The 23,735-nt window shown below is 43.3% G+C and carries 4 protein-coding genes; all 4 read left to right on the top strand.

Annotation, left to right across the window (positions count from 1 at the left end):
- Window positions 1–16: 16 nt before the first annotated feature.
- The 4 genes from QUA54_RS03705 (at window position 17) to QUA54_RS03720 (ending at window position 23,661) form a co-directional block, all read left to right on the top strand.
- Window positions 17–5,932, top strand: a complete 5,916-nt coding sequence (locus QUA54_RS03705; protein WP_333413342.1) for an AAA family ATPase — start codon at window positions 17–19, stop codon at window positions 5,930–5,932.
- A 64-nt stretch (window positions 5,933–5,996) separates the two neighbouring features.
- On the top strand, window positions 5,997–12,224 hold the full coding sequence (locus QUA54_RS03710) for an AAA family ATPase (RefSeq protein ID WP_333413344.1): 6,228 nt from the start codon (window positions 5,997–5,999) through the stop codon (window positions 12,222–12,224).
- A 77-nt stretch (window positions 12,225–12,301) separates the two neighbouring features.
- A complete protein-coding gene (locus QUA54_RS03715; protein ID WP_333413346.1) occupies window positions 12,302–18,175 on the top strand; it encodes an AAA family ATPase in 5,874 nt (1,957 codons plus the stop codon).
- A gap of 65 nt (window positions 18,176–18,240) precedes the next feature.
- Window positions 18,241–23,661: an AAA family ATPase gene (locus QUA54_RS03720; protein ID WP_333413348.1), complete on the top strand. Its 5,421-nt coding sequence runs from the start codon at window positions 18,241–18,243 to the stop codon at window positions 23,659–23,661.
- Window positions 23,662–23,735: the final 74 nt, after the last annotated feature.

Consider the following 23,735-nt stretch of genomic DNA (forward strand, 5'->3'; position numbering starts at 1 on the left):
TAAAACAGCAACAGTCATGAATAGCTCTAACACAAAGAACAACAATCATCCAACTGTTCAAATTCCCAACTATCAAATTATCGAACCAGTTTATTCAGGAAGTCGCACCTTGGTATATCGGGCTATCCGTACCAACGATCGACTACCTGTCGTCATCAAACTGCTGAAAAACGACTATCCTACCTTTAGCGAGCTGGTGCAATTTCGCAATCAATATACCATTGCTAAAAACCTTTGTCAACCTGGAATCATCAAAACTTATAGTCTCGAACCCTATCGAAATGGCTATGCCTTAGTGATGGAAGATTTCGGGGGAATTTCTCTTCACGAATGGGCGATTAAAGGGAAGAACGCACTATCTTTGAGAGAGTTTTTGTCAATCGCGATCGCCCTGTGCAATACCTTAGATATATTGTACCGCGAGCGCATCATTCACAAAGACATTAAACCGAGCAATATCTTAATTAATCCCGAAACCAAACAAGTCAAATTAATCGACTTTAGTATTGCATCTTTGCTACCGCGAGAAACCCAAACACTAATCAATCCCAATGTTTTAGAAGGAACACTAGCTTATATTTCCCCAGAACAAACCGGCCGAATGAATCGGGGGATTGACTATCGAACAGACTTCTATTCTCTAGGCGTAACTTTCTACGAATTACTCACAAGAGAGTTACCTTTTCAATCAAACAATCCAATGGAATTGGTGCATTGCCATATTGCGAAAGCCTCGCCTTTAGTACATGAAATCACTTCTAAAATTCCCTCTGTACTATCAGAAATAGTCACCAAAATGATGGCAAAAAATGCCGAATCCAGATATCAGAGTGCGTTGGGGATCAAGTTTGATTTAGAAAATTGTTTAACTCAGTTACAAGTTTATGGTAAAATTGAGAGCTTTGAGATTGCACAGAGGGATGTATGCGATCGCTTCCTCATCCCCGATCGACTCTATGGACGAGAAACCGAAGTAAAAACCCTACTCCAAGCCTTTGAGCGAGTCAGTCTGGGTGCAGCAGAAATGATGTTAGTATCTGGGTTTTCTGGAATTGGAAAAACAGCCGTTGTCAACGAAGTGCATAAACCAATTGTTCGCCAACGCGGTTATTTCATTAAAGGCAAATACGATCAATTTCAGCGCAACATTCCCTTCAGTGCTTTTGTGCAAGCATTCCGAGATTTAATCGGGCAGTTATTAACAGAAAGCGAGACTCAAATCCAAGAATGGAAAAATAAGATATTATCAGCAGTTGGAGAAAATGGACAAGTCATTATTGAAGTCATTCCCGAACTAGAAACAATTATCGGTCAGCAATCACCCGCACCAGAATTATCAGGAACAGCCGCCCAAAACCGCTTTAATTTATTGTTTCAAAAATTCACCCAAGTCTTTACCAGTGCTGAACATCCCTTAGTAATGTTCTTAGATGATTTGCAATGGGCAGATTCAGCATCGCTGAAGTTAATGGAGCTATTAATGGCTGATACAAGTTATCTTTTATTAATAGGTGCCTACCGCGATAACGAAGTTAATCCAGCACATCCATTAATCTTGACATTGAGTGAGATTCAAAAAAACCAAGCAACGATTAATACGATTACTTTAGCGCCATTGAGTCAAGTCAAAGTCAATCAATTAGTTGCTGACACACTGAAATGTTCAGAAACTTTGGCATTACCTCTTTCTCAATTAATCTCTCAAAAAACTCAAGGAAATCCGTTTTTCGCTACCCAGTTTCTCAAAGCATTACATCAAGATCGACTGATTCAATTCACGCCCCCAACCCCCCCTTACCAAGGGGGAGCTACAGGGGGGTGGCAATGTGACATTGCACAAGTGAATCAGCAAGCAGTTACAGATGACGTTGTGGTCTTTATGGGTTTTCAATTGCGAAAACTACCGCCATCAACTCAACAGATATTGCAGTTAGCAGCTTGTATTGGCAATCAGTTTGATTTAGCAACTTTGGCAATTGTTTCAGAACACTCAGAAATTGAAACCTCGGCGGATTTATGGAAAGCATTACAAGAAGGGTTGATATTGCCGCTGAGCGATGTTTATAAGTTTTATCAGGGAGAAGAAAATGAGAGATTGGTAGCGTCAAATGAAAATACTACTAAACAAATAGCCAAGTATAGATTTTTACATGACCGAGTACAACAAGCAGCTTATTCCCTGATTCCGGATGAGCAAAAAACAGCAACTCATCTCAAAATTGGACAATCACTTCAACAAAAATTCTCCGAGCTAGAGCAAGAGGAAAAACTGTTCGATCTGGTCGGGCATTTGAATTTAGGAATTGAGTTAATTATTCAACCGCAAGAACGAGAATCCTTAGCTCAACTTAACTTAAAAGCGGGACAGAAAGCTAGAAATTCTACAGCATACACTGCGGCAATAGTTTATCTGCAAACAGGGATTGAGTTACTGACAGCTAACTGCTGGCAAAATCAGTATAAATTGACTCTAAGCCTCTATATTGCTGCTACCGAAGCCGCTTATTTGAATGCCGATCTTGACAGGATGCAACAGATGGCAGCACTGGTGTTAGAAGAAGCTCAAACAATTTTAGACAAAGTTAAAATTTACGAAATTCAAATCATGGCACTGACAGCCCAGAGTCAGATGTTAGAAGCTATTGCAGTGGCCAGAGATGCCTTGGGGCAATTGGGAGTTGAATTCCCGACTGCACCTGATGAAGCCAAAATTAGCCAAGTGCTACAGACTCTTGCAGGTCAACTAAGCAATAGACGGATTGAAGAACTAATCGATCTCCCGATCGTGAGCGATCCTCAGACTCAGGCCGCCATGCAAATGTTAGGAATGTTATTTGCACCTATTATCCAGGGAATGCCGGGATTACTGCCTATACTGAGCGCGACGATGGTGAGTTTATCCCTCCAGTTTGGGAATTCGCCTGCATCAACAGTGGGGTATGTGATTTATGGTCTGGTACTGTGTGGTTTTTTGGGAGAAGTGGAAACAGGCTATAGCTTTGGGCGATTGGCATTGAATTTGATTGACCGATTTAATGTGCGGGAATTCAAGAGCAAGGTTTTACTTCTATTTGGGTCTTTTATCCAACATCGTCAGGAAGCTGTGAGGGCAACGATGCTGACGGGTAAAGATGGCTATGCGACTGGTATAGAAACTGGCGATTTTTTCAACGCTGGCTATAGCATCGGCATTTACTTAAATGCCAAACTTTTTGGTGGGGTAGAACTAGACACTTGGGAACCTGAGATTGCAGTTTACAGGGGCGTTCTGGCAGAGGTAAAGCAATATTCTGCAAAGACTTATTTGGATATAAAACAGCAGGCGATACAAAACTTGAGGGAAACTCATATTCTGTCGGATTGCTTAATTGGTGATGCCTACGATGAAAGGGTGATGATTCCCAAGCACCATCAGGACAACGATCTTTGTGCGATCGCTATTGCTTACTTCTACAAATTTTTCCTGGCCTACTGTTTTGGCAATTACACGGCTGCCCTAGACCATAGCGCTCAAGTCAAACAGCATTTAATGGCAATATCAGGCTTGATTTTTATTCCCATTTTCCATTTCTATACAGCTCTAACGCATTTGGCACTCTTCCCCAGGCAGCCAGAAATTGAGCAAGCCGAACTTCTCGCTTTGGTGGAAACCCATCAAACTATTTTGCATCAATGGGCGCAGAATGCTCCCATGAACCATCAGCATAAATGGTATTTAGTTGAGGCCCAAAAGTATCGGGTTTTAGGCAATAAAGCCGAAGCAATTGAACATTACGATCGCGCCATTTCAGGAGCCAAAGCCAACGAATACATCCAAGAAGAAGCACTAGCCAATGAACTAGCCGCCCAATTTTACCTCGACTGGGGTAAAGTACGCATTGCCCAGGAATACATGACGAACGCCTACTATGGCTATGCTCGTTGGGGCGCTAAAGCCAAAGTCGCCGACTTGGAGCGATGCTATCGGCAACTTCTCGCCCCCATCCTCCAGCAAACCCGTTCTCCCTTCTCCCCTCACGAAACTATATTCTCATTGGGGAGTAGCTCCACCAGTTCTCCCAGTTCCAGCAGTAGCAGCGTCTCTGTAGCTTTAGATTTAGCCGCCATTCTCAAAGCTTCCCAAACTATCTCAGGTGAAATCGAATTTGAAAAACTACTCTCGGCATTGCTGCATATTGTCATAGAAAATGCGGGGGCTGATAAATGCGTCTTCATGCTCTTGCGAGACAATCATCTACTGATCGAAGGGTCAATTATCGAGGGCGCGGAGCCAGTCGTGTTGCAGCGCCTTCTGGTTGAGGACTCTCAGGATATTCCCCTGAAGCTGATTTACAAAGTCAAGCACAACAGGCAGACCGCTGTGCTGCTGGATGCGACGGCCGATCCGACTTTAGCCAATGACCCGTATATCATTCGTCAGCAGCCGTATAGTATCTTGTGCAGCCCGATTTTGCATCAGGGCAAGTTGATGGGCATTTTATATCTAGAAAATAATTTAGCGAGGGGGGCATTTACAAGCGATCGCGTCGAACTCCTCAACCTACTTTGCGCTCAAGCTGCTATCTCCCTAGAAAATGCCCGACTTTATCAGCAGTCACAAACCTATTCCCAACAGCTAGAGCACTCGCTCGAAAACTTGAGTGCTAGTAACTCTCGCTTTGAGAAACTTGTAGATCGCGTTCCTGGCGTTGTTTATCAAGCCCGATCGACTGCCGATGGGGTCAGATATATCACCTACGTCAGTGCCGAGTGTTACGACTTGTTTGAATTTACGCCAGAGCAAGCGATCGCTAATATGCAGTTTCTTATAGAATCGCTTCATCCAGAGGATGCTGCTAGTTACCAACAGTCCGTTACCGACTCGATACAAACCCTAACTGCTTTGGAGTGGTCAGGGCGAATTGTGACACCATCGGGAATTCTCAAGTGGATTCACATCGAAACTCGCATCGAACAACAGGCGGATGGAACTCTCGTTTGGGATGGATTGGTGTTAGATATTAGCGATCGCAAACGTGCCGAAGCCGCCATCATTCAAAAATCTCAAGAATTAGAGCAAGCCTTACAAAACTTGCAGCAAACCCAATTGCAAATGATTCAAAGCGAAAAAATGTCAGCATTGGGAAATTTAGTAGCTGGGGTTGCTCACGAAATCAACAACCCTGTTGGCTTCCTAACTGGCAATATTACCCCTGCCTTAGATTACATTAAGGATTTGTTTGGATTGCTCGATCTAGTGCAACAAAAATATCCTCAACTAGAGCCAGAGATTCAAGAAGAAATCGAAACCATTGAGCTTGACTATATCCGCGAAGACTTACCTCGGTTAGTTGAGTCGATGCGAGAAGGTGTGAAGCGGATTCAAGACATTAGCGTTAGTCTGCGGACATTCTCGCGTGCGGATAGCGATCGCCCGGTTGCCTGCAATATCCACGAGGGCATTGATAGCACGATTATGATCCTCAAGCATCGTCTGAAAGCCAACGACACTCGCCCCGAAATCAAAGTAATTAAGGAATATAGCGCTCTACCCAAAATCGAATGCTATGCTGGACAATTAAATCAGGTATTCATGAATATTTTGGGGAATGCGATCGATGCTTTGGATGACTTCAATATTGGACGGAGTTATGCAGAGATTAAAGCCAATCCCAATCAAATTATCGTCAAAACAGAATTATCTGGCGATAAAAAACAGGTGGTAATTCGGATTAAAGACAATGGTATTGGCATGAGTGAATCAGTGCGGGAGCAAGTTTTTGATAATTTATTTACTACTAAGAGTGTGGGTCAAGGAACTGGTTTGGGATTAGCGATCGCGCGTCAAATTGTGGAAAAAACTCACGGTGGAAAATTGAACTGTACTTCTCTACTGGGAAAAGGAGCCGAGTTTATCATTACCTTGCCAACTCAAGCCGAACAAAAAAGTTAATTTAACCTAGCATTCAGGATCATTTAAGCAACCACTCACTCATCAATCATCAAATAACAATCACATGAATAACTCCGAGAAAAATAGCGACATTCAGACAATAGTTCAAATTCTCGACTATCAAATTATCGAAAGAGTTTATTCAGGAAGTCGCACCTTAGTTTATCGGGCAGTCCGTACATCAGACCAATTACCTGTCGTCATCAAACTGCTCAAAAATGACTATCCTACCTTTAGCGAACTGGTACAGTTTCGCAATCAATATACTATTGCCAAAAATCTCAACTCACCCTTAATTATCGAAACTTATAGCCTGTCACCCTATCACAATGGTTATGCGTTAGTAATGGAAGACTTTGGGGGGATTTCTCTTCAGGAATGGGGAGTGAAAAGGAAAAATCTACCCTCTTTGAGAGAGTTTTTAGAAATGGCGATCGCACTGTGCAATATCTTAGATATATTGTATCGCGAGCGCATCATTCACAAAGACATCAAACCCAGCAATATCTTAATTAATCCCGCAACTAAACAAGTCAAATTAATTGACTTTAGTATCGCCTCTTTACTTCCAAGAGAAACCCAAACACTCATCAATCCTAATGTGTTAGAAGGGACACTTGCTTACATTTCTCCGGAACAAACAGGCAGAATGAATCGGGGAATTGACTATCGGACTGACTTTTATTCTTTAGGTGTCACCTTCTACGAATTACTGACAGGAGAGTTACCTTTTCAATCAAATGACCTGATGGAGTTAGTACATGGTCATATTGCCAAAGCAGCACCTTTAGTACAGGAAGTTAACCCACAAATTCCGGATGTACTCTCAGATATTGTCAACAAATTGATGGCAAAGAATGCCGAATCCAGATATCAGAGTGCTTTGGGACTGAAATACGATCTAGAAAAGTGTTTAGATCGACTACAAGTTACGGGTTTGATTGAGAGCTTTGAAATTGGACAACGGGATCTGTGCGATCGCTTTCTCATCCCCGACAAACTCTATGGACGAGAAACCGAAGTAAAAGCCCTACTCCAAGCCTTTGAGCGAGTCAGTCTTGGAGCCACAGAAATGATGCTAGTCGCTGGGTTTTCTGGAATTGGAAAAACAGCAGTTGTCAATGAAGTTCATAAACCAATTGTTCGCCAGCGTGGTTATTTCATTAAAGGCAAATACGATCAATTTCAGCGCAACATTCCCTTCTCTGCTTTTGTGCAAGCATTCCGCGACTTAATGGGGCAATTGTTAACCGAAAGCGAGGCTGAAATCCAAGAATGGAAAAATAAGATATTATCAGCAGTTGGAGAAAATGGACAGGTAATTATTGAAGTCATCCCCGAATTATCAAGAATCATCGGTCAACAACCACCGACTCCTGAATTATCAGGAACAGTAGCCCAAAATCGATTTAATTTATTATTTCAAAAATTTACCAAAGTTTTTGCCAGTGCTGAACATCCCTTAGTCATATTTTTAGATGACTTGCAATGGGCAGATTCGGCATCTCTGAACTTAATGCAGATATTAATGGCTGATACAAGTCATCTTTTTATTATTGGAGCCTATCGCGATAACGAAGTTAATCCGGGACATCCCTTAATGTTGACCTTGGGTGAGATGCAAAAAACACTCTTCACAATTAATACGATTACCTTAACACCCTTGAGTCAATTACAAGTCAATCAATTAGTAGCTGATACGTTAAAATGTTCCGAAAATTTAGCATTGCCCCTGACTCAATTAGTTTTTCAGAAAACTCAAGGAAATCCTTTTTTTGCGACACAGTTTCTCAAAGCATTGTATCAAGATGGATTCATTCAATTTGATTTTGAGTTGGGTGCTTGGCAATGCGATATTGCTCAGGTACGTCGGCAAGCACTGACCTCGGATGTGGTGGAGTTTATGGCATTACAATTGCAAAAATTGCCAGCCGAGACTCAAGAAGTGTTAAAATTAGCAGCTTGTATTGGCAATCAATTCGATCTGACAACTTTAGGAATTGTTTGGGAACACTCAGAGGTAGAAACGGCGGCAAGTTTATGGAAAGCCTTACAAGAATGGCTAGTTTTACCGATTAGTGATATTTATAAATTCTATGTTGGGGAAAAAACTCAAGCAGTTTCTCAAGAAAATCAAGAAACTGTTGCCTACAAATTTTTACATGACCGAGTACAACAAGCAAGCTATTCTCTGATTCCCTCAGACCAAAAACAAGCAACTCATCTCAAAATCGGACAATTACTCCAACAAAGCTTATCCGAATTGGAGAAAGAGGAAAAGCTATTTGATATTGTCGGCCATTTGAATTTAGGAATTGAGTTAATGACTCAACCTAGCGATCGCCAAGCATTAGCTCAACTAAATTTACAAGCGGGAGTGAAGGCGAGAAATTCCACAGCTTACGCCGCAGCAAGAGTTTATTTACAAACAGGAATTGAGTTACTGACAGCTAACTGCTGGCAACATCAGTATCAATTAACTTTGAATCTGTATGTTGCATCGGCTGAAGTTGCTTATTTGAATGGTGATTTTGAAGAAATGGAACAGATGGCAGCACTGGTGTTGCGATCGGCTCAAACCATATTAGATCGAGTGAAAATTTATCAGATCCAAATCAGCGCACTGACAGCCCAGAGTCAGATGTTAGAAGCAATATCTGTCGGCAAAAATGCGCTGGTAGAATTGGGGGTTGAGTTCTCATCTGAACCTGATGAAGCCTTGACAGGCAAAGCACTACAAACCCTTGGCGATCGCCTTCAGCGCAAACAGATTTCAGAACTGATTAACCTCCCTGCGATGAGCGACTCAGAGACAATTGCAGCGATGCAACTATTAGCCATGTTGTTTTCAGCGATTTTTGCAGGGTGTCCTGCCTTGCTACCTCTGTATTGCTCCACAATGGTGAGTCTATCTCTCCAATTTGGAAATGCGCCTGCATCAACAATCGGATATGTAGGTTACGGCATGGTGTTGTCTTCTTTTTTAGGAGAAGTAAAAACAGGTTATGACTTTGGGCGACTAGCACTGAGCTTAGTCAATGAGTTGAATGTACGGGAATTTAAGTCCTCAGCTTTACTTTTTTTTGGCGCTTTTCTCCAGCATCGTCAAGAAACACTAAGGTCAGCAATACTAACGCTCAAAGATAGCTATCTAGCGGGGATGGAAACAGGTGATTTCCTCAATGCTGGCTACAGTATCGCTATTTGTTTTTACGATCATCTATTCGGTGGAGTGGCTCTGGACGATTGGGCACTAGAAATAGAAAATTACTGTGTTGTATTAGCAACTCTGAAGCAAGATTCTCCTCTGGCTTACCTAAAGGCAACACAACAGACGGTGCAGAACTTGACAGAAGTTGTCAAGCAACCGGATTTATTAATCGGTACTGCCTACGATGAAACGGTGATGTTCCCTAAGCAGTATCAAAATAACGAACTCACTGTCCTTGCTGTTGTTTATATCTATAAACTGATGCTTGCCTATATTTTTGGCAACTACACCCATGCCCTAGACTACCTTACCCAAGCTAACCGCTATTTGATGGCAGCAACAGGAATGATTCAAATTCCTGTTTTTCATTTCTATGCTGGGTTAACCTACCTGGCACTATGCTCTATGGAGTCAGAAATTGAGCAAGCAAACACTCTGGCCCTGATGGAAATTCATCAAACGAATATTACTCAATGGGCGCATCATGCCCCCATGAATCACCAACATAAAGTTGACTTGATCGAGGCAGAAAAATGCCGAGTTTTAGGACAAAAAGCAGAAGCAATTGAGTTATACGACAAGGCAATTGCTGGAGCCAAAGCCAACGAATATCTCCAGGAGGAAGCCCTTGCCAATGAACTAGCCGCGAAATTTTATCTCAACTGGGGTAAAGAAAAAATTGCCCAAATCTATATGCAAGAAGCCTACTACTGCTACATTCGTTGGGGAGCAAAAGCTAAAGTCGCCGACTTAGAAAAATGCTATCCCCAACTACTGGCTCCCATCCTCCAGCAAACCCGTTCTCCCCTCTCCACTCACGAAACTCTCTTCACATTGGCAAGTGTCACCTCCACCTGTTCTCCCATTTCCAGCAGTAGCAGTGTCTCTACTGCTCTAGATTTAGCTGCCATTCTCAAAGCTTCCCAAACTCTTTCTGCCGAAATCGAATTGTCCAAACTGCTTTCATCGTTGCTTTCTATTGTCATCGAAAATGCGGGGGCCGATAAATGCGTGTTAATGCTCTTGCGAGACGAACGCCTGCTGATCGAAGGGTCAATTATCGTGGGGACGGAGCCAGTCGTGTTGCAGGGCTTTCCCATTGAGGACAGTCAGGATATTCCCCTGAAGCTAATTTATAAAGTGAAGCATGAAAGGCAAACTGTTGTGCTGCTGGATGCGACGGCCGATCCGACTTTAGCCAATGACCCGTATATCATTCGTCAGCAGCCTCATAGTATCTTGTGCAGCCCGATTTTACATCAAGGTAAGTTGATGGGCATTTTATATCTAGAAAATACTTTAGTAAGGGGGGCATTTACAAGCGATCGCGTCGAACTGCTCAATTTACTCTGCGCTCAAGCGGCTATTTCTTTGGAAAATGCCCGACTTTATCGAAATTCCCAGAACTATGCACAAGAGTTAACACAATCTTTAGCAAAATTGCAGGCTACTGAAACCCGCTTCCAAAATTTGGCGAATAATATCCCGGGGATGGTGTACCAATTTCGCCTGGGGCCAGACGGTTCAATTTCAACACCCTACGTTAGTTCTGGTTGTTTGGACTTGTATGAGGTAGAGCCAGAATTGGTGATGACAGGAAAGTTTAGTCTTTACGATCTGCATCATCCTGACGATAACCCAGCGATTGGAAAAGCAATCGCTTACTCTGCCCAAAATCTGACACCCTTTGAGCAAGAATGGCGTATTATTCTGCTTTCTGGAACCGTGAAATGGATTCAATCTGCTGCTAGACCAGAGCGGCTAGCTGATGGATCGATCCTATGGGATGGGGTGGTGATTGATATTAGCGATCGCAAACACATTGAAGCTGAACAAACCCGCCTGTTGGCAATTCTGGAAAGTACATCTGACTTGATTGGCACTGCCGATCCAACTGGTAGAAATCTTTATCTCAACCGGGCCTGGCGGAATCTTTTAGGTTTAGAAAATGAGGCATTAGCAAAGGGTACTGAAATCTCTAAATATCACCCGGAGTGGGCGCTAGAGATAATTGGAAATCAGGGATTACCCGAAGCTATCCGCTCTGGAGTTTGGATGGGTGAGACGGCAGTTTTTGATGGACATGGAGGGGAAATTCCCGTTTCTCAAGTTGTGCTTGCCCACAAATCGAGTGATGGGGAGTTACAGTATTTTTCTACGATTATGAGAGACATCAGCGATCGCAAACAAGCTGAGTCAGCCATCTTGCAAAAATCTCAAGAACTCGAACAAGCTCTACAATCTTTACAACAAGCCCAATTACAAATCGTCCAAAGTGAGAAAATGTCGGCATTGGGTAACTTAGTTGCTGGCGTTGCCCATGAAATTAATAACCCCGTCGGCTTTATTTGGGGTAATTTGAATGAAGCCAAACGCACAGTTCAAGACTTAGTGGAGCATCTCAATCTCTATGGCGATCGCGCCCCGGAAACAGAGATTGCAGACCATGCCGAAGATATCGATTTAGACTATATTATCGAAGATTTGCCCAAAATGATTGACTCGATGCAACTGGGATGCGATCGCATCAAAGATATCAGCACGACGCTCTGCACGTTTTCCCGAGCTGACAAAGATTACAAAGTTCCTTTTAACATTCACTCTGGCATCGACAGCACGATCTTAATTCTCAAATATCGATTGAAAGCCAACGATGAGCGACCCGCCATTGAAGTAGTGAAAAACTACGGCAATATTCCCGAGATCGAATGCTTTCCCGGACAGCTTAACCAGGTGTTTATGAACATTTTTGCCAATGCGATCGATGCACTGGAAGAATCAAATACTGGTCGAACTTTTGCAGAAATCAAGGCTAATCCCAACCGCATTACCATTCAAACCTCCTTAGTAGATAACGGCGTGAAAATTAGTATTACTGATAATGGTCGGGGGATGGATGAATCAGTCAAACAAAAAATATTTGACCATTTATTTACAACGAAAGCTGTCGGGAAAGGCACGGGTTTGGGACTGGCGATCGCGCGTCAAATCGTCGTCGAAAAACATAGCGGTTCCCTTCACGTCAACTCTATAATGGGAACAGAAACTGAATTTATCGTCACCTTACCCGCTCACACCTAACAAAAAAGTTAAGACTCTCTCTTCTTCAGGCTCATTTAAGCAAGCACTCGCTCATCAATTATCAAACAACAATAGCCATGAATAACTTTGAGAAAAATAGCGACACTCCTACAAATGTTCAAATTATCAACTATCAGATTATCGAAAGACTTTATTCAGGAAGTCGCACCCTAGTATATCGCGCAGTCCGTACATCAGACCAATTACCTGTGGTCATCAAACTGCTGAAAAATGACTATCCCACCTTTAGCGAATTGGTACAGTTTCGCAATCAATATACCATTGCCAAAAATCTTGACTCACCCCTAATCGTCCAAACCTATAGCCTGGAGCCCTATCAAAATGGCTATGCCTTAGTCATGGAAGACTTTGGGGGGATTTCTCTGAAAGAATGGGCAATGAAGGGAAATCTACAATCACTACAGGAGTTTTTAACAATCGCGATCGCACTGTGCAACACCTTATATCTACTCTATCACGAGCGAATTATTCATAAAGACATCAAACCCGCCAATATTTTAATTAATCCTGAAACGAAACAAGTCAAATTAATTGACTTCAGTATTGCCTCTTTGCTACCGCGAGAAACCCAAACCCTCATCAATCCCAATGGGCTGGAAGGGACATTAAGTTATATTTCTCCCGAACAAACTGGACGGATGAATCGGGGGATTGACTATCGGACTGACTTTTATTCTTTAGGTGTCACCTTCTACGAATTACTCACAGGGAAATTACCATTTCAATCAAATGACCTGATGGAGTTAGTACATGGTCATATTGCCAAAGCAGCACCCTTAGTACAGGAAATTAACCCACAAATTCCGTCTTTACTCTCAAATATTGTCAACAAATTGATGGCAAAGAATGCCGAATCCAGATATCAAAGTGCTTTGGGACTGAAATACGATTTAGAAAAGTGTTTAACTCAGTTACAAGTTACGGGTTCGATTGAGAGCTTTGAGATTGCACAGAGGGATGTATGCGATCGCTTCCTCATCCCCGACAAACTCTATGGACGAGAAACCGAAGTAAAAACCTTACTCCAAGCCTTTGAGCGAGTCAGTCAAGGAGCCACAGAAATGATGCTAGTCGCTGGTTTCTCGGGGATTGGAAAAACAGCCGTTGTCAACGAAGTGCATAAACCAATTGTGCGCCAACGCGGTTATTTCATTAAAGGCAAATACGACCAATTTCAACGAAATATTCCCTTCTCTGCTTTTGTGCAAGCATTTCGAGATTTGATCGGACAATTGTTAACCGAAAGCGATCTCCAACTAGAGCAATGGAAAAGCCAAATATTATCAGCGGTGGGAGAAAATGGACAGGTAATTATTGAAGTCATCCCGGAATTAGAAATAATTATTGGTCAACAACCACCTGCTACAGAATTATCAGGAAGTGCGGCACAAAATAGATTTAATTTATTGTTTCAAAAATTCACCCAAGTCTTTACCAGTGCTGAACATCCATTGGTGATGTTTTTAGATGATTTGCAATGGGCAGATTCAGCATCGCTGAAGTTAATGGAGCTATTAATAGCTGAAACAGGTCATCTTTTATTAATTGGTGCGTACCGCGATAACGAAGTTAATCCAGCACATCCATTAATCTTGACCTTGAGTGAGATTCAAAAAAACCAAGCAACGATTAATACGATTACTTTAGCGCCATTGAGTCAAGTAAAAGTCAATCAATTAGTTGCTGACACACTGAAATCTCCCGAAACTTTGGCATTACCTCTTTCTCAATTAATCTCTCAAAAAACTCAAGGAAATCCGTTTTTCGCTACCCAGTTTCTCAAAGCATTGCATCAAGATCGACTGATTCAATTCACCCCCCCAACCCCCCCTTACCAAGGGGGGGTTACGGGGGGGTGGCAATGTGACATTGCACAAGTGACGACTCAAGCAGTTACAGATGACGTGGTTGCTTTTATGGCAGTTCAATTACGAAAACTGCCACAATTAACTCAAAATGTATTGCAGTTAGCGGCTTGTATTGGTAATCAGTTTGATTTAGCTACTTTGGCAATTGTTTCAGAACAATCGGAAATCGAAACGGCTGCGGATTTATGGAAAGCGTTACAAGAAGGGCTAATTTTACCGCTGAGCGATGTTTATAAGTTTTATCAGAGAGAAGAAAATGAGAGATTGGTAGTGTCAAATCAAAATACCAGTCAACAAATAGCCAAATATAGATTTTTACATGACCGAGTACAGCAAGCTGCTTACTCATTGATTCCCAGTCATCAAAAAACAGCAACTCATCTGAAAATCGGACAATTACTTGAACAAAATTTATCCGAGCTAGAGCTTGAGGAAAAACTGTTTGATATTGTTGGGCATTTAAACCAAGGAATTGAGCTAATCACCCAACCGCAACAACGAGAAGCCTTAGCTCAACTTAACTTAAAAGCGGGACAGAAAGCCAGAAATTCTACAGCATATAGTGCGGCAAGAGTTTATTTGCAAACAGGGATTGAGTTACTGACAGCCAACTGCTGGCAAGATCGATATGAATTGACTCTGAATCTCCATGTTGCTGCTACCGAAGCTGCTTATTTGAATGCTGATTTTGATGGTATGGAAAAAATAGCAGCACTGGTGTTACAAAAAGCTGAGACGATTTTAGACAAAATCAAAATTTACCAAATTCAAATCGTCGCCCAGACAGCCCAGGGCAAGATGTTAGAAGCAATTGCAGTCGGAAGAGATGCACTCTTGCAATTGGGGGTTGAACTCCCCATTGCACCTGACGAAGCCAAAATTGCTAAAGCCCTACAAACCGTAGCTAGTCTTCAAGGTGATAGAGGAATTGAGGAATTAGTCGATCTACCTGTAATGAGCGATCGCCAGACTCAGGCAGCTATGCAACTGTTAGGATTATTATTTTCATCGATTCTACCGGCAATGCCGGGATTACTGCCCATACTGAGCGCGACGATGGTGAGTTTATCACTTCAGTTTGGCAATTCACCAGGCTCGACTGTAGGGTATGCGATTCACAGTATGGTGTTGTGTGCTTTTGTGGGAGAAGTGAAAACAGGCTATAGCTTTGGGCGATTAGCAATGAACTTGCTGGATCAATTTAATGTCGGGGAATTCAAGTCTAAAGTTCTACTGCTGTTTTCTGTCTGGGTTCAACATCATCAAGAATCGCTCATGGTAACAACACTGACGATGAAAGATGGCTATGCAACTGGTATAGAAACTGGTGATTTTCTCAACGCTGGCTATAACTCGCTTAATTACTTTATTGCCAAATTTTTTGCGGGGTTAGAACTGGATATTTGGGAACAGGAAATAGCAGATTACAGGGCTGTTTTAGTGCAGATAAAACAACATTCTGCCCTGACTTATTGGGATATGACGCAGCAAACTGTACATAACTTGAAGGAAGCCCGGATTCTGTCAGATTGCTTAGTGGGCAGTGCCTATGATGAAACGGTGATGATTCCTAAGCACCATCAGGACAACGATCTTAGTGCGATCGCTCTTGCTTACACTTACAAACTGATGCTGGCATACTTTTCTGGTAACTACACCTCTGCCCTAGAATATAGTACCCAAGCGAAACCGTATTTAATGGCACTATCAGGGATGATTTCTATTCCCATTTTCCATTTCTATACAGCTCTGACGCATTTGGCACTCTTCCCCACGCAGCCAGAGTCAGAGCAAGGCGAATTTTTGTCTTTGGCCCAAACCCATCAAACCACTTTGCAACAGTGGGCGCAGAATGCTCCCATGAATCATCTGCATAAATGGTATTTAGTTGAGGCAGAAAAACATCGGGTTTTAGGCAATAAAGCCGAAGCAATTGAACATTACGATCGCGCAATTGAAGGAGCCAAAGCCAACAAATACATCCAAGAAGAAGCACTAGCCAATGAACTCGCCGCCAAATTTTACCTCGACTGGGGTAAAGTACGCATTGCCCAGGAATACATAACGAACGCCTACTATGGCTATGCTCATTGGGGCGCTAAAGCCAAAGTCGGCGACTTGGAAACACGCTATCCCCAACTGCTTGCTCCCATCCTCCAACAAACTCGTTCTCCTCTGTCCACTCACGAAACTATCTTTACATTGGGGAGTGTCACATCTACCAGTGGAGCCACTTCCAGTAGTAGTAGTGTCTCTGTAGCTTTAGATTTAGCTGCCATTCTCAAAGCTTCCCAAACTCTCTCCAGTGAAATAGAACTGTCCAAACTGCTTTCATCGTTGCTTTCTATTGTTGTTGAAAATGCGGGAGCAGATAAGTGTGTGTTAATGCTCTTGCGAGACGATCGCCTATCGATCGAAGGGTCAATTATCAATGGGACGGAGCCAGTTGTGTTGCAGCGCCTTCCCATTGAAGACAGTCAAGACATTCCCCTGAAGCTGATTTACAAAGTCAAGCGCAACAGGCAGACTACTATGCTACTTGATGCGACGGCCGATCCGACTTTAGCCAATGACCCGTATATCATTCGTCAGCAGCCTCATAGTATCTTGTGCAGCCCGATTTTGCATCAGGGCAAGTTGATAGGCATTTTATATCTAGAAAATAATTTAGCGAGGGGGGCATTTACAAGCGATCGCATCGAACTGCTCAATTTACTCTGTGCTCAGGCGGCAATTTCTCTGGAAAATGCCCGACTTTATGAGCAGTCGCAAACTTATTCCCAACAGCTAGAGCACTCGCTTGAAAACTTGAGTGCTAGTAACTCTCGCTTCCATAACCTGGTAGACAATGTGCCTGGGGTAGTTTATCAATATCGCATGAGTGCCGATGGGTTTATATCGTTGAGCTACATCAGTGCCGACTGTTACAGCTTACTAGAAATTACCCCAGAGCAAGCCATGTCCAATTGGCAGTTTTTCGACAATATGGTGCATCCAGATGATGCCGTGAGTTATCAACAGTCTCAAACTCAAGCCTTTCAAGCCATATCTCCATGGCAATGGTCAGGACGAATTATTACACCCTCTGGAATTATCAAGTGGATTCATGGGGAATCTCGAATCCAAAGACTTGCCGATGGGTCTATGGTTTGGGATGGATTATTTTTGGATATTAGCGATCGCAAACGTGCCGAACTTGCGCTACAAAATAATCAACTACAAATGATTCAAAGCGAAAAAATGTCGGCATTGGGAAACTTAGTTGCAGGGGTTGCTCACGAAATCAACAACCCTGTTGGCTTCCTAACTGGCAATATTACCCCTGCCTTAGATTACATTAAGGATTTGTTTGGATTGATCGATCTAGTGCAACAAAAATATCCTCAACTAGAGCCAGAGATTCAAGAGGAAATCGAAACCATTGAGCTGGACTACATCCGGGAAGACCTACCTCGGTTAGTTGAGTCGATGCGAGAAGGTGTGAAGCGGATTCAAGACATTAGCGTTAGTCTGCGGACCTTCTCGCGTGCGGACAGCGATCGCCCGGTTGCCTGCAATATCCACGAGGGCATTGATAGCACGATTATGATCCTCAAACATCGCCTCAAAGCTTCGGACACTCGCCCCGAAATCAAAGTGATTAAGGACTATGGCGAGCTACCCAAAATCGAATGCTATGCCGGACAATTAAATCAGGTATTTATGAATATTTTGGGGAATGCGATCGATGCTTTGGATGACTTCAATATTGGACGGAGTTATGCAGAGATTAAAGCCAATCCCAATCAAATTATCGTCAAAATAGAATTATCTGGCGATAGAAAACAGGTGGTAATTCGGATTAAAGACAATGGTATTGGCATGAGTGAAGCGGTGCGGGAGCAAGTTTTTGATAATTTATTTACTACTAAGAGTGTGGGTCAAGGAACGGGTTTGGGATTAGCGATAGCGCGTCAAATTGTGGAAGAAACTCACGGTGGAAAATTGAACTGTGCTTCTCTACTGGGAAAAGGAGCAGAGTTTATCATTACTTTGCCAACTAAAGCCGAACAAAAAAGTTAATTCAACCTAGCATTCAGGCTTATTTAAGCAACCATTTACTTATCAATTTTTAAAGAACAATCACCATGAATCCCTCCGAAAAAAATAGCGACATTCAGACAACAGTTCAAATTCTCGACTATCAAATTATCGAAAGAGTTTATTCAGGAAGTCGCACCTTAGTTTATCGTGCCGTCCGTACATCAGACCAATTACCTGTCGTCATCAAACTGCTGAAAAATGACTATCCCACCTTTAGCGAACTGGTGCAGTTTCGCAATCAGTACACCATTGCTAAAAATCTTAACTCACCCTTAATTATCCAAACTTATAGCCTGTCACCCTATCACAATGGTTATGCGTTAGTGATGGAAGACTTTGGGGGGATTTCTCTTCAAGAATGGGCCGTGAAAGGGAAAAATCTACCCTCTTTGAGAGACTTTTTAGAAATGGCGATCGCACTGTGCAATATCTTAGATATACTGTATCGCGAGCGCATCATTCACAAAGACATCAAACCCAGTAATATCTTAATTAATCCCGAAACAAAACAAGTCAAATTAATTGACTTTAGTATCGCCTCTTTGCTACCGCGAGAAACGCAAACTTTGATAAATCCCAATATCTTAGAAGGGACACTCGCTTATATTTCCCCAGAACAAACAGGCCGAATGAATCGGGGAATTGACTACAGAACAGATTTTTATTCTTTAGGTGTGACTTTCTACGAATTACTCACTGGAAAATTACCTTTTGAATCCAAAGATCCAATGGAATTAGTACATGGTCATATTGCAAAAGCCTCGCCGTTAGTGCATGAAATTAATTCAGAAATTCCCTCTCTACTATCAGAAGTTGTCACAAAATTGATGGCAAAAAATGCCGAAATTCGCTATCAAAGTGCATTAGGACTGAAGTTTGATTTAGAAAAATGTTTAACTCAACTCCAAGAAACTGGTAACATTGAAAACTTTGAAATTGCACAGAGGGATCTGTGCGATCGCTTCATCATCCCCGATAAACTCTACGGACGAGAAACCGAAGCAGCCACTTTACTGCAAGCCTTTGAAAGAGTCAGTAGTGGCGCAACAGAACAGATGCTCGTTGCAGGCTTTTCAGGGATTGGAAAAACCGCCGTCGTCAACGAAGTTCATAAACCCATTGTGCGGCAACGCGGCTACTTCATCAAAGGTAAATACGACCAGTTCAACCGCAACATCCCCTTCAGTGCCTTTGTCCAGGCTTTTCGCGACTTGATGTCACAACTATTGAGTGAAAGCGATACTCAGCTAGCACAATGGAAAGAGAAAATCTTATCTGCTTTAGGTGAAAATGGGCAAGTTTTAATAGATGTCATTCCCGAACTCGAACAGATTCTCGGCAAACAGCCAGCAGCCCCAGAACTCTCTGGTAGTGCAGCTTTAAACCGCTTCAACTTGTTATTTGGCAAGTTCATAGCCCTGTTCGCTACAGCCGAGCATCCTTTGGTAATGTTCCTCGATGACTTGCAGTGGGCAGATTCAGCTTCACTGAGCTTGATGCAGGTGTTGATGAGTCAAAGCGAGATGGGCTATCTGCTAACGATTGGGGCATACCGAGATAACGAAGTCTTTCCGGCACATTCGCTGATGCTGACATTAGAGGAGATGAAGAAAGACTCAGCAACCGTCAGCACTCTAACCCTGGCTCCTTTAAGTCAATCTCACGTCAATCATTTGGTTGCCGACACCCTCAGTTGTTCCACAATCACAGCACAACCTTTGAGTGAGTTAGTGTATCAAAAAACCCAAGGCAACCCGTTCTTTGCTACTCAATTTCTCAAAGCTTTGCATCAGGATGGCTACATTGCATATAACTTCACTGTAGGACACTGGCAGTGCGATATTGCAGCAGTGAAATTGCTCTCGCTTACTGATGATGTAGTCGAGTTCATGGCAATGCAATTGCAAAAGTTGCCCGATGCCACCCAAAATGTCCTCAAACTTGCTGCCTGTATTGGCGCTCAATTTGATTTAGAGACATTGGCTATAGTTTCAGAATTTTCTTCAATTGATGCAGCAACAGCATTGTGGAGAGCCTTGCAGGAAGGCTTGATTTTGCCCACGAGTCAGATTTACAAGTTTTTTCAGGGTACACAACAGTTTGACTCAGAGGATACCGTTAATCCAGCCTACCGTTTCCTGCACGATCGCGTCCAACAAGCCGCCTATTCTCTGATTCCCGATGACAACAAACAAGCAACCCACCTGCAAATTGGACAGCTACTTCAGCAAAAGCTCTCGGTTTCAGAGCAAGCAGAAAAGCTGTTTGATATTGTCGGACACCTGAACCGGGGACGGGCATTACTCACACAACCGAGCGAGCAAGAAGCGCTAGCACAACTGAATTTGCAAGCTGGAGTGAAGGCGAGAAATTCTACAGCTTACGCCGCAGCAAGGGTTTATTTACAAACGGGGATTAAGTTACTGCTGGCAAACTGCTGGCAACATCAGTATGAATTGACTCTGAATCTGTATGTTACGGCTGCGGAAGTTGCCTATTTGAATGGTGACTTTGATGGCATGGAACAGCAAGCCGCAGTGGTATTGCAGCAAGCACAGAGCATTTTCGACAAAGTTAAAATTTACGAAATCCAAATTGCGGCACAAATGGCTCAGAGTCAGGCGTTAGCTGCGATCGCTATCGCTAGAGACGTGCTGGGACAATTGGGAGTTGAACTCCCCACCGAACCTGATGAAGCCCAGATTGGCTCAGCTATACAAGCCGTTGCCAGCCAGCTTCAGGGCAGACGGATTGAAGAACTGCTTGATTTACCACTGATGAGCGATCGCAGTGCGATCGCCGCCATGCAACTATTAGGAGCATTGTTTGCACCCGTATTGGTGGGAATGCCAGGTTTACTGCCTCTCTTGGGCGCGATGATGGTGAAGTTGTCGCTCCAGTTTGGCAATGCCCCCGCCTCGACGGCAGGATATGGGCTTCATGGCATGGTGCTGTGTGCCTTTTTGGGCGAAGTCGAAACAGGCTACGAGTTTGGTAGATTAGCACTCTCGTTGGTGGAGAGGTTGAATGCTCAGTCCATGAAGTCCCTCACTCTCAACTTATTTGGGGCTTTTATCCAACATCACCAGCAAGCGGTATTGGCAACGCTACCGACGCTGAAAGATGGCTACACCACTGGCATAGAAACAGGCGATTTTCTCTACGCTGGCTACAACGTAACAGGTTACGCCTATAATGCGCTGTTTGCAGGTGTAGAGGTGGACGCATTGTCATCCGAATTGGCTGCTTACAATGCTGTCCTAGCTCAGATCAAACAAGATTCGGCGCATATTTATTCGGACATGGTGCGACAAACGGTGGAGCATTTGAGAGAAACTGTGAGCCAACCAGATTGCTTAACTGGCACTATCTATGATGAGACGCTGATGCTGCCGAAGCACCAGCAAGATAACGATCTTACCTCGATCGCCATTGTCTACATCTACAAACTGCTGCTTGCCTACTACTTTGGCAATTATCAGGCTGCCCTGGACTACATCACCCCAGTCAAGTCCCATTTGATGGGAGTATCGGGAATGGTTTTTATTCCCAATTTCCATTTTTATGCCGCGCTAACACACCTGGCAGTCTTCCCCACCCAGCCAGAAGTTGAGCAAGCCGAGCTGCTTGCTGTGGTTGCCAGCCATCAAACGGCTCTGCATCAATGGGCGCACAATGCCCCAATGAACTACTTGCACAAATGGTATCTGGTAGAAGCAGAGAGATGTCGAGTGTTGGGTGAAAAAGTTGCTGCTACCGAGCATTACGATCGGGCGATCGCCCTGGCTATTGAACACCAGTTCATCCACGAAGCAGCTTTAGCCAATGAACTGGCTGCCAAGTTCTACCTCGATTGGGGCAAAGAACGCATTGCCCAGGAATACATGACAAACGCCTATTACGGCTATGCTCGCTGGGGAGCAAAGGCCAAAGTTGCTGACTTAGAAAAACGCTATCCCCAACTGCTGGCTGCCATATTACAACAAACTCGCTCTGCCTTCTCGGTCAACGAAACTGTCTTTGCTGTAGGAACCGTCACATCCAACAGTTCTGCCACTTCTAGCAGTAGTGTCTCAGATACCCTAGATTTAGCTGCAATTCTCAAAGCTTCTCAAACTATCTCAGGCGAAATCGAACTCGAAAAACTGCTTTCATCGTTGCTTTCTATCGTTATCGAAAATGCTGGAGCCGATAAATGTGTGTTAATGCTCTTGCGAGACGATCGCCTGCTGATTAAAGGGTCAATTACTGTGGGAACGGAGCCAGTCGTATTGCAACGCCTTCCCATTGAGGACAGTCAGGATATTCCCTTAAAGCTAATTTACAAAGTCAAGCATAACAGGCAGACTGTTGTGCTGCTTGATGCGACGGCAGATCCTACTTTAGCTAATGACCCGTATATCATGCGTCAGCAGCCTCATAGTATCTTGTGTAGCCCGATTTTGCATCAAGGTAATTTGCTGGGCATTTTATATCTGGAGAATAATTTAGCGACGGGGGCGTTCACGAGCGATCGCGTCGAACTGCTCAATTTACTCTGCGCTCAAGCGGCTATTTCTCTGGAAAATGCCCGACTTTATGAGCAGTCACAAACCTATTCCCAACAGCTAGAGCAAGCCTTACATGACTTGCAGCAAACCCAATTGCAAATGATTCAAAGTGAGAAAATGTCGGCTTTGGGCAACTTAGTTGCTGGGGTGGCTCATGAGATTAATAACCCCGTCGGCTTTATTTCCGGCAATTTATATGAAGCCAAATCCACAGTTCAAGACTTAGTGGAGCATCTCAATCTCTATCGATCTCGCGCCCCGGAAACAGAGCTTGCCGATCATGCCGAAGATATCGATCTCGACTATATCATCGAAGACCTGCCCAACATGATTGACTCGATGCAACTGGGCTGCGATCGTATCAAAGATATCAGCACGACGCTCTGCACGTTTTCCCGAGCTGACAAAGATTACAAAGTTCCTTTTAACATTCACTCTGGCATTGACAGCACGATCTTAATTCTCAAATATCGATTGAAAGCCAACGATCGGCGACCCGCAATCGTTGTAGTGAAAGACTACGGCAATATTCCCGAGTTCGAATGCTTCCCCGGACAGCTTAACCAGGTGTTTATGAACATTCTCGCCAATGCGATCGATGCACTGGAAGAATCAAATACAAATCGCAGCTTTGCCGAAATCAAGGTTAATCCCAACCGCATTACCATTCAAACATCCTTAGTTGATAACCAGGTCAAAATTAGTATTGCTGATAATGGTCGGGGGATGGATGAATCAGTCAAACAAAAAATATTTGACCATTTATTTACGACAAAAGCAGTCGGGAAAGGGACGGGTTTGGGACTTGCGATCGCTCGTCAAATCGTCGTCGAAAAACATAGCGGTTCCCTTCAGGTCAACTCTATAATGGGAACAGAAACTGAATTTATCGTCACCTTACCCACTCACACCTAAAAAAAAAGTTAAGACTCTCTCTTCTTCAGACTCATTTAAGCAAGCACTAGCTCATAAATTATCAAAAAACAATA

The organism is Microcoleus sp. MOSTC5 (assembly GCF_036701825.1).
GTDB lineage: Bacteria > Cyanobacteriota > Cyanobacteriia > Cyanobacteriales > Microcoleaceae > Microcoleus > Microcoleus asticus.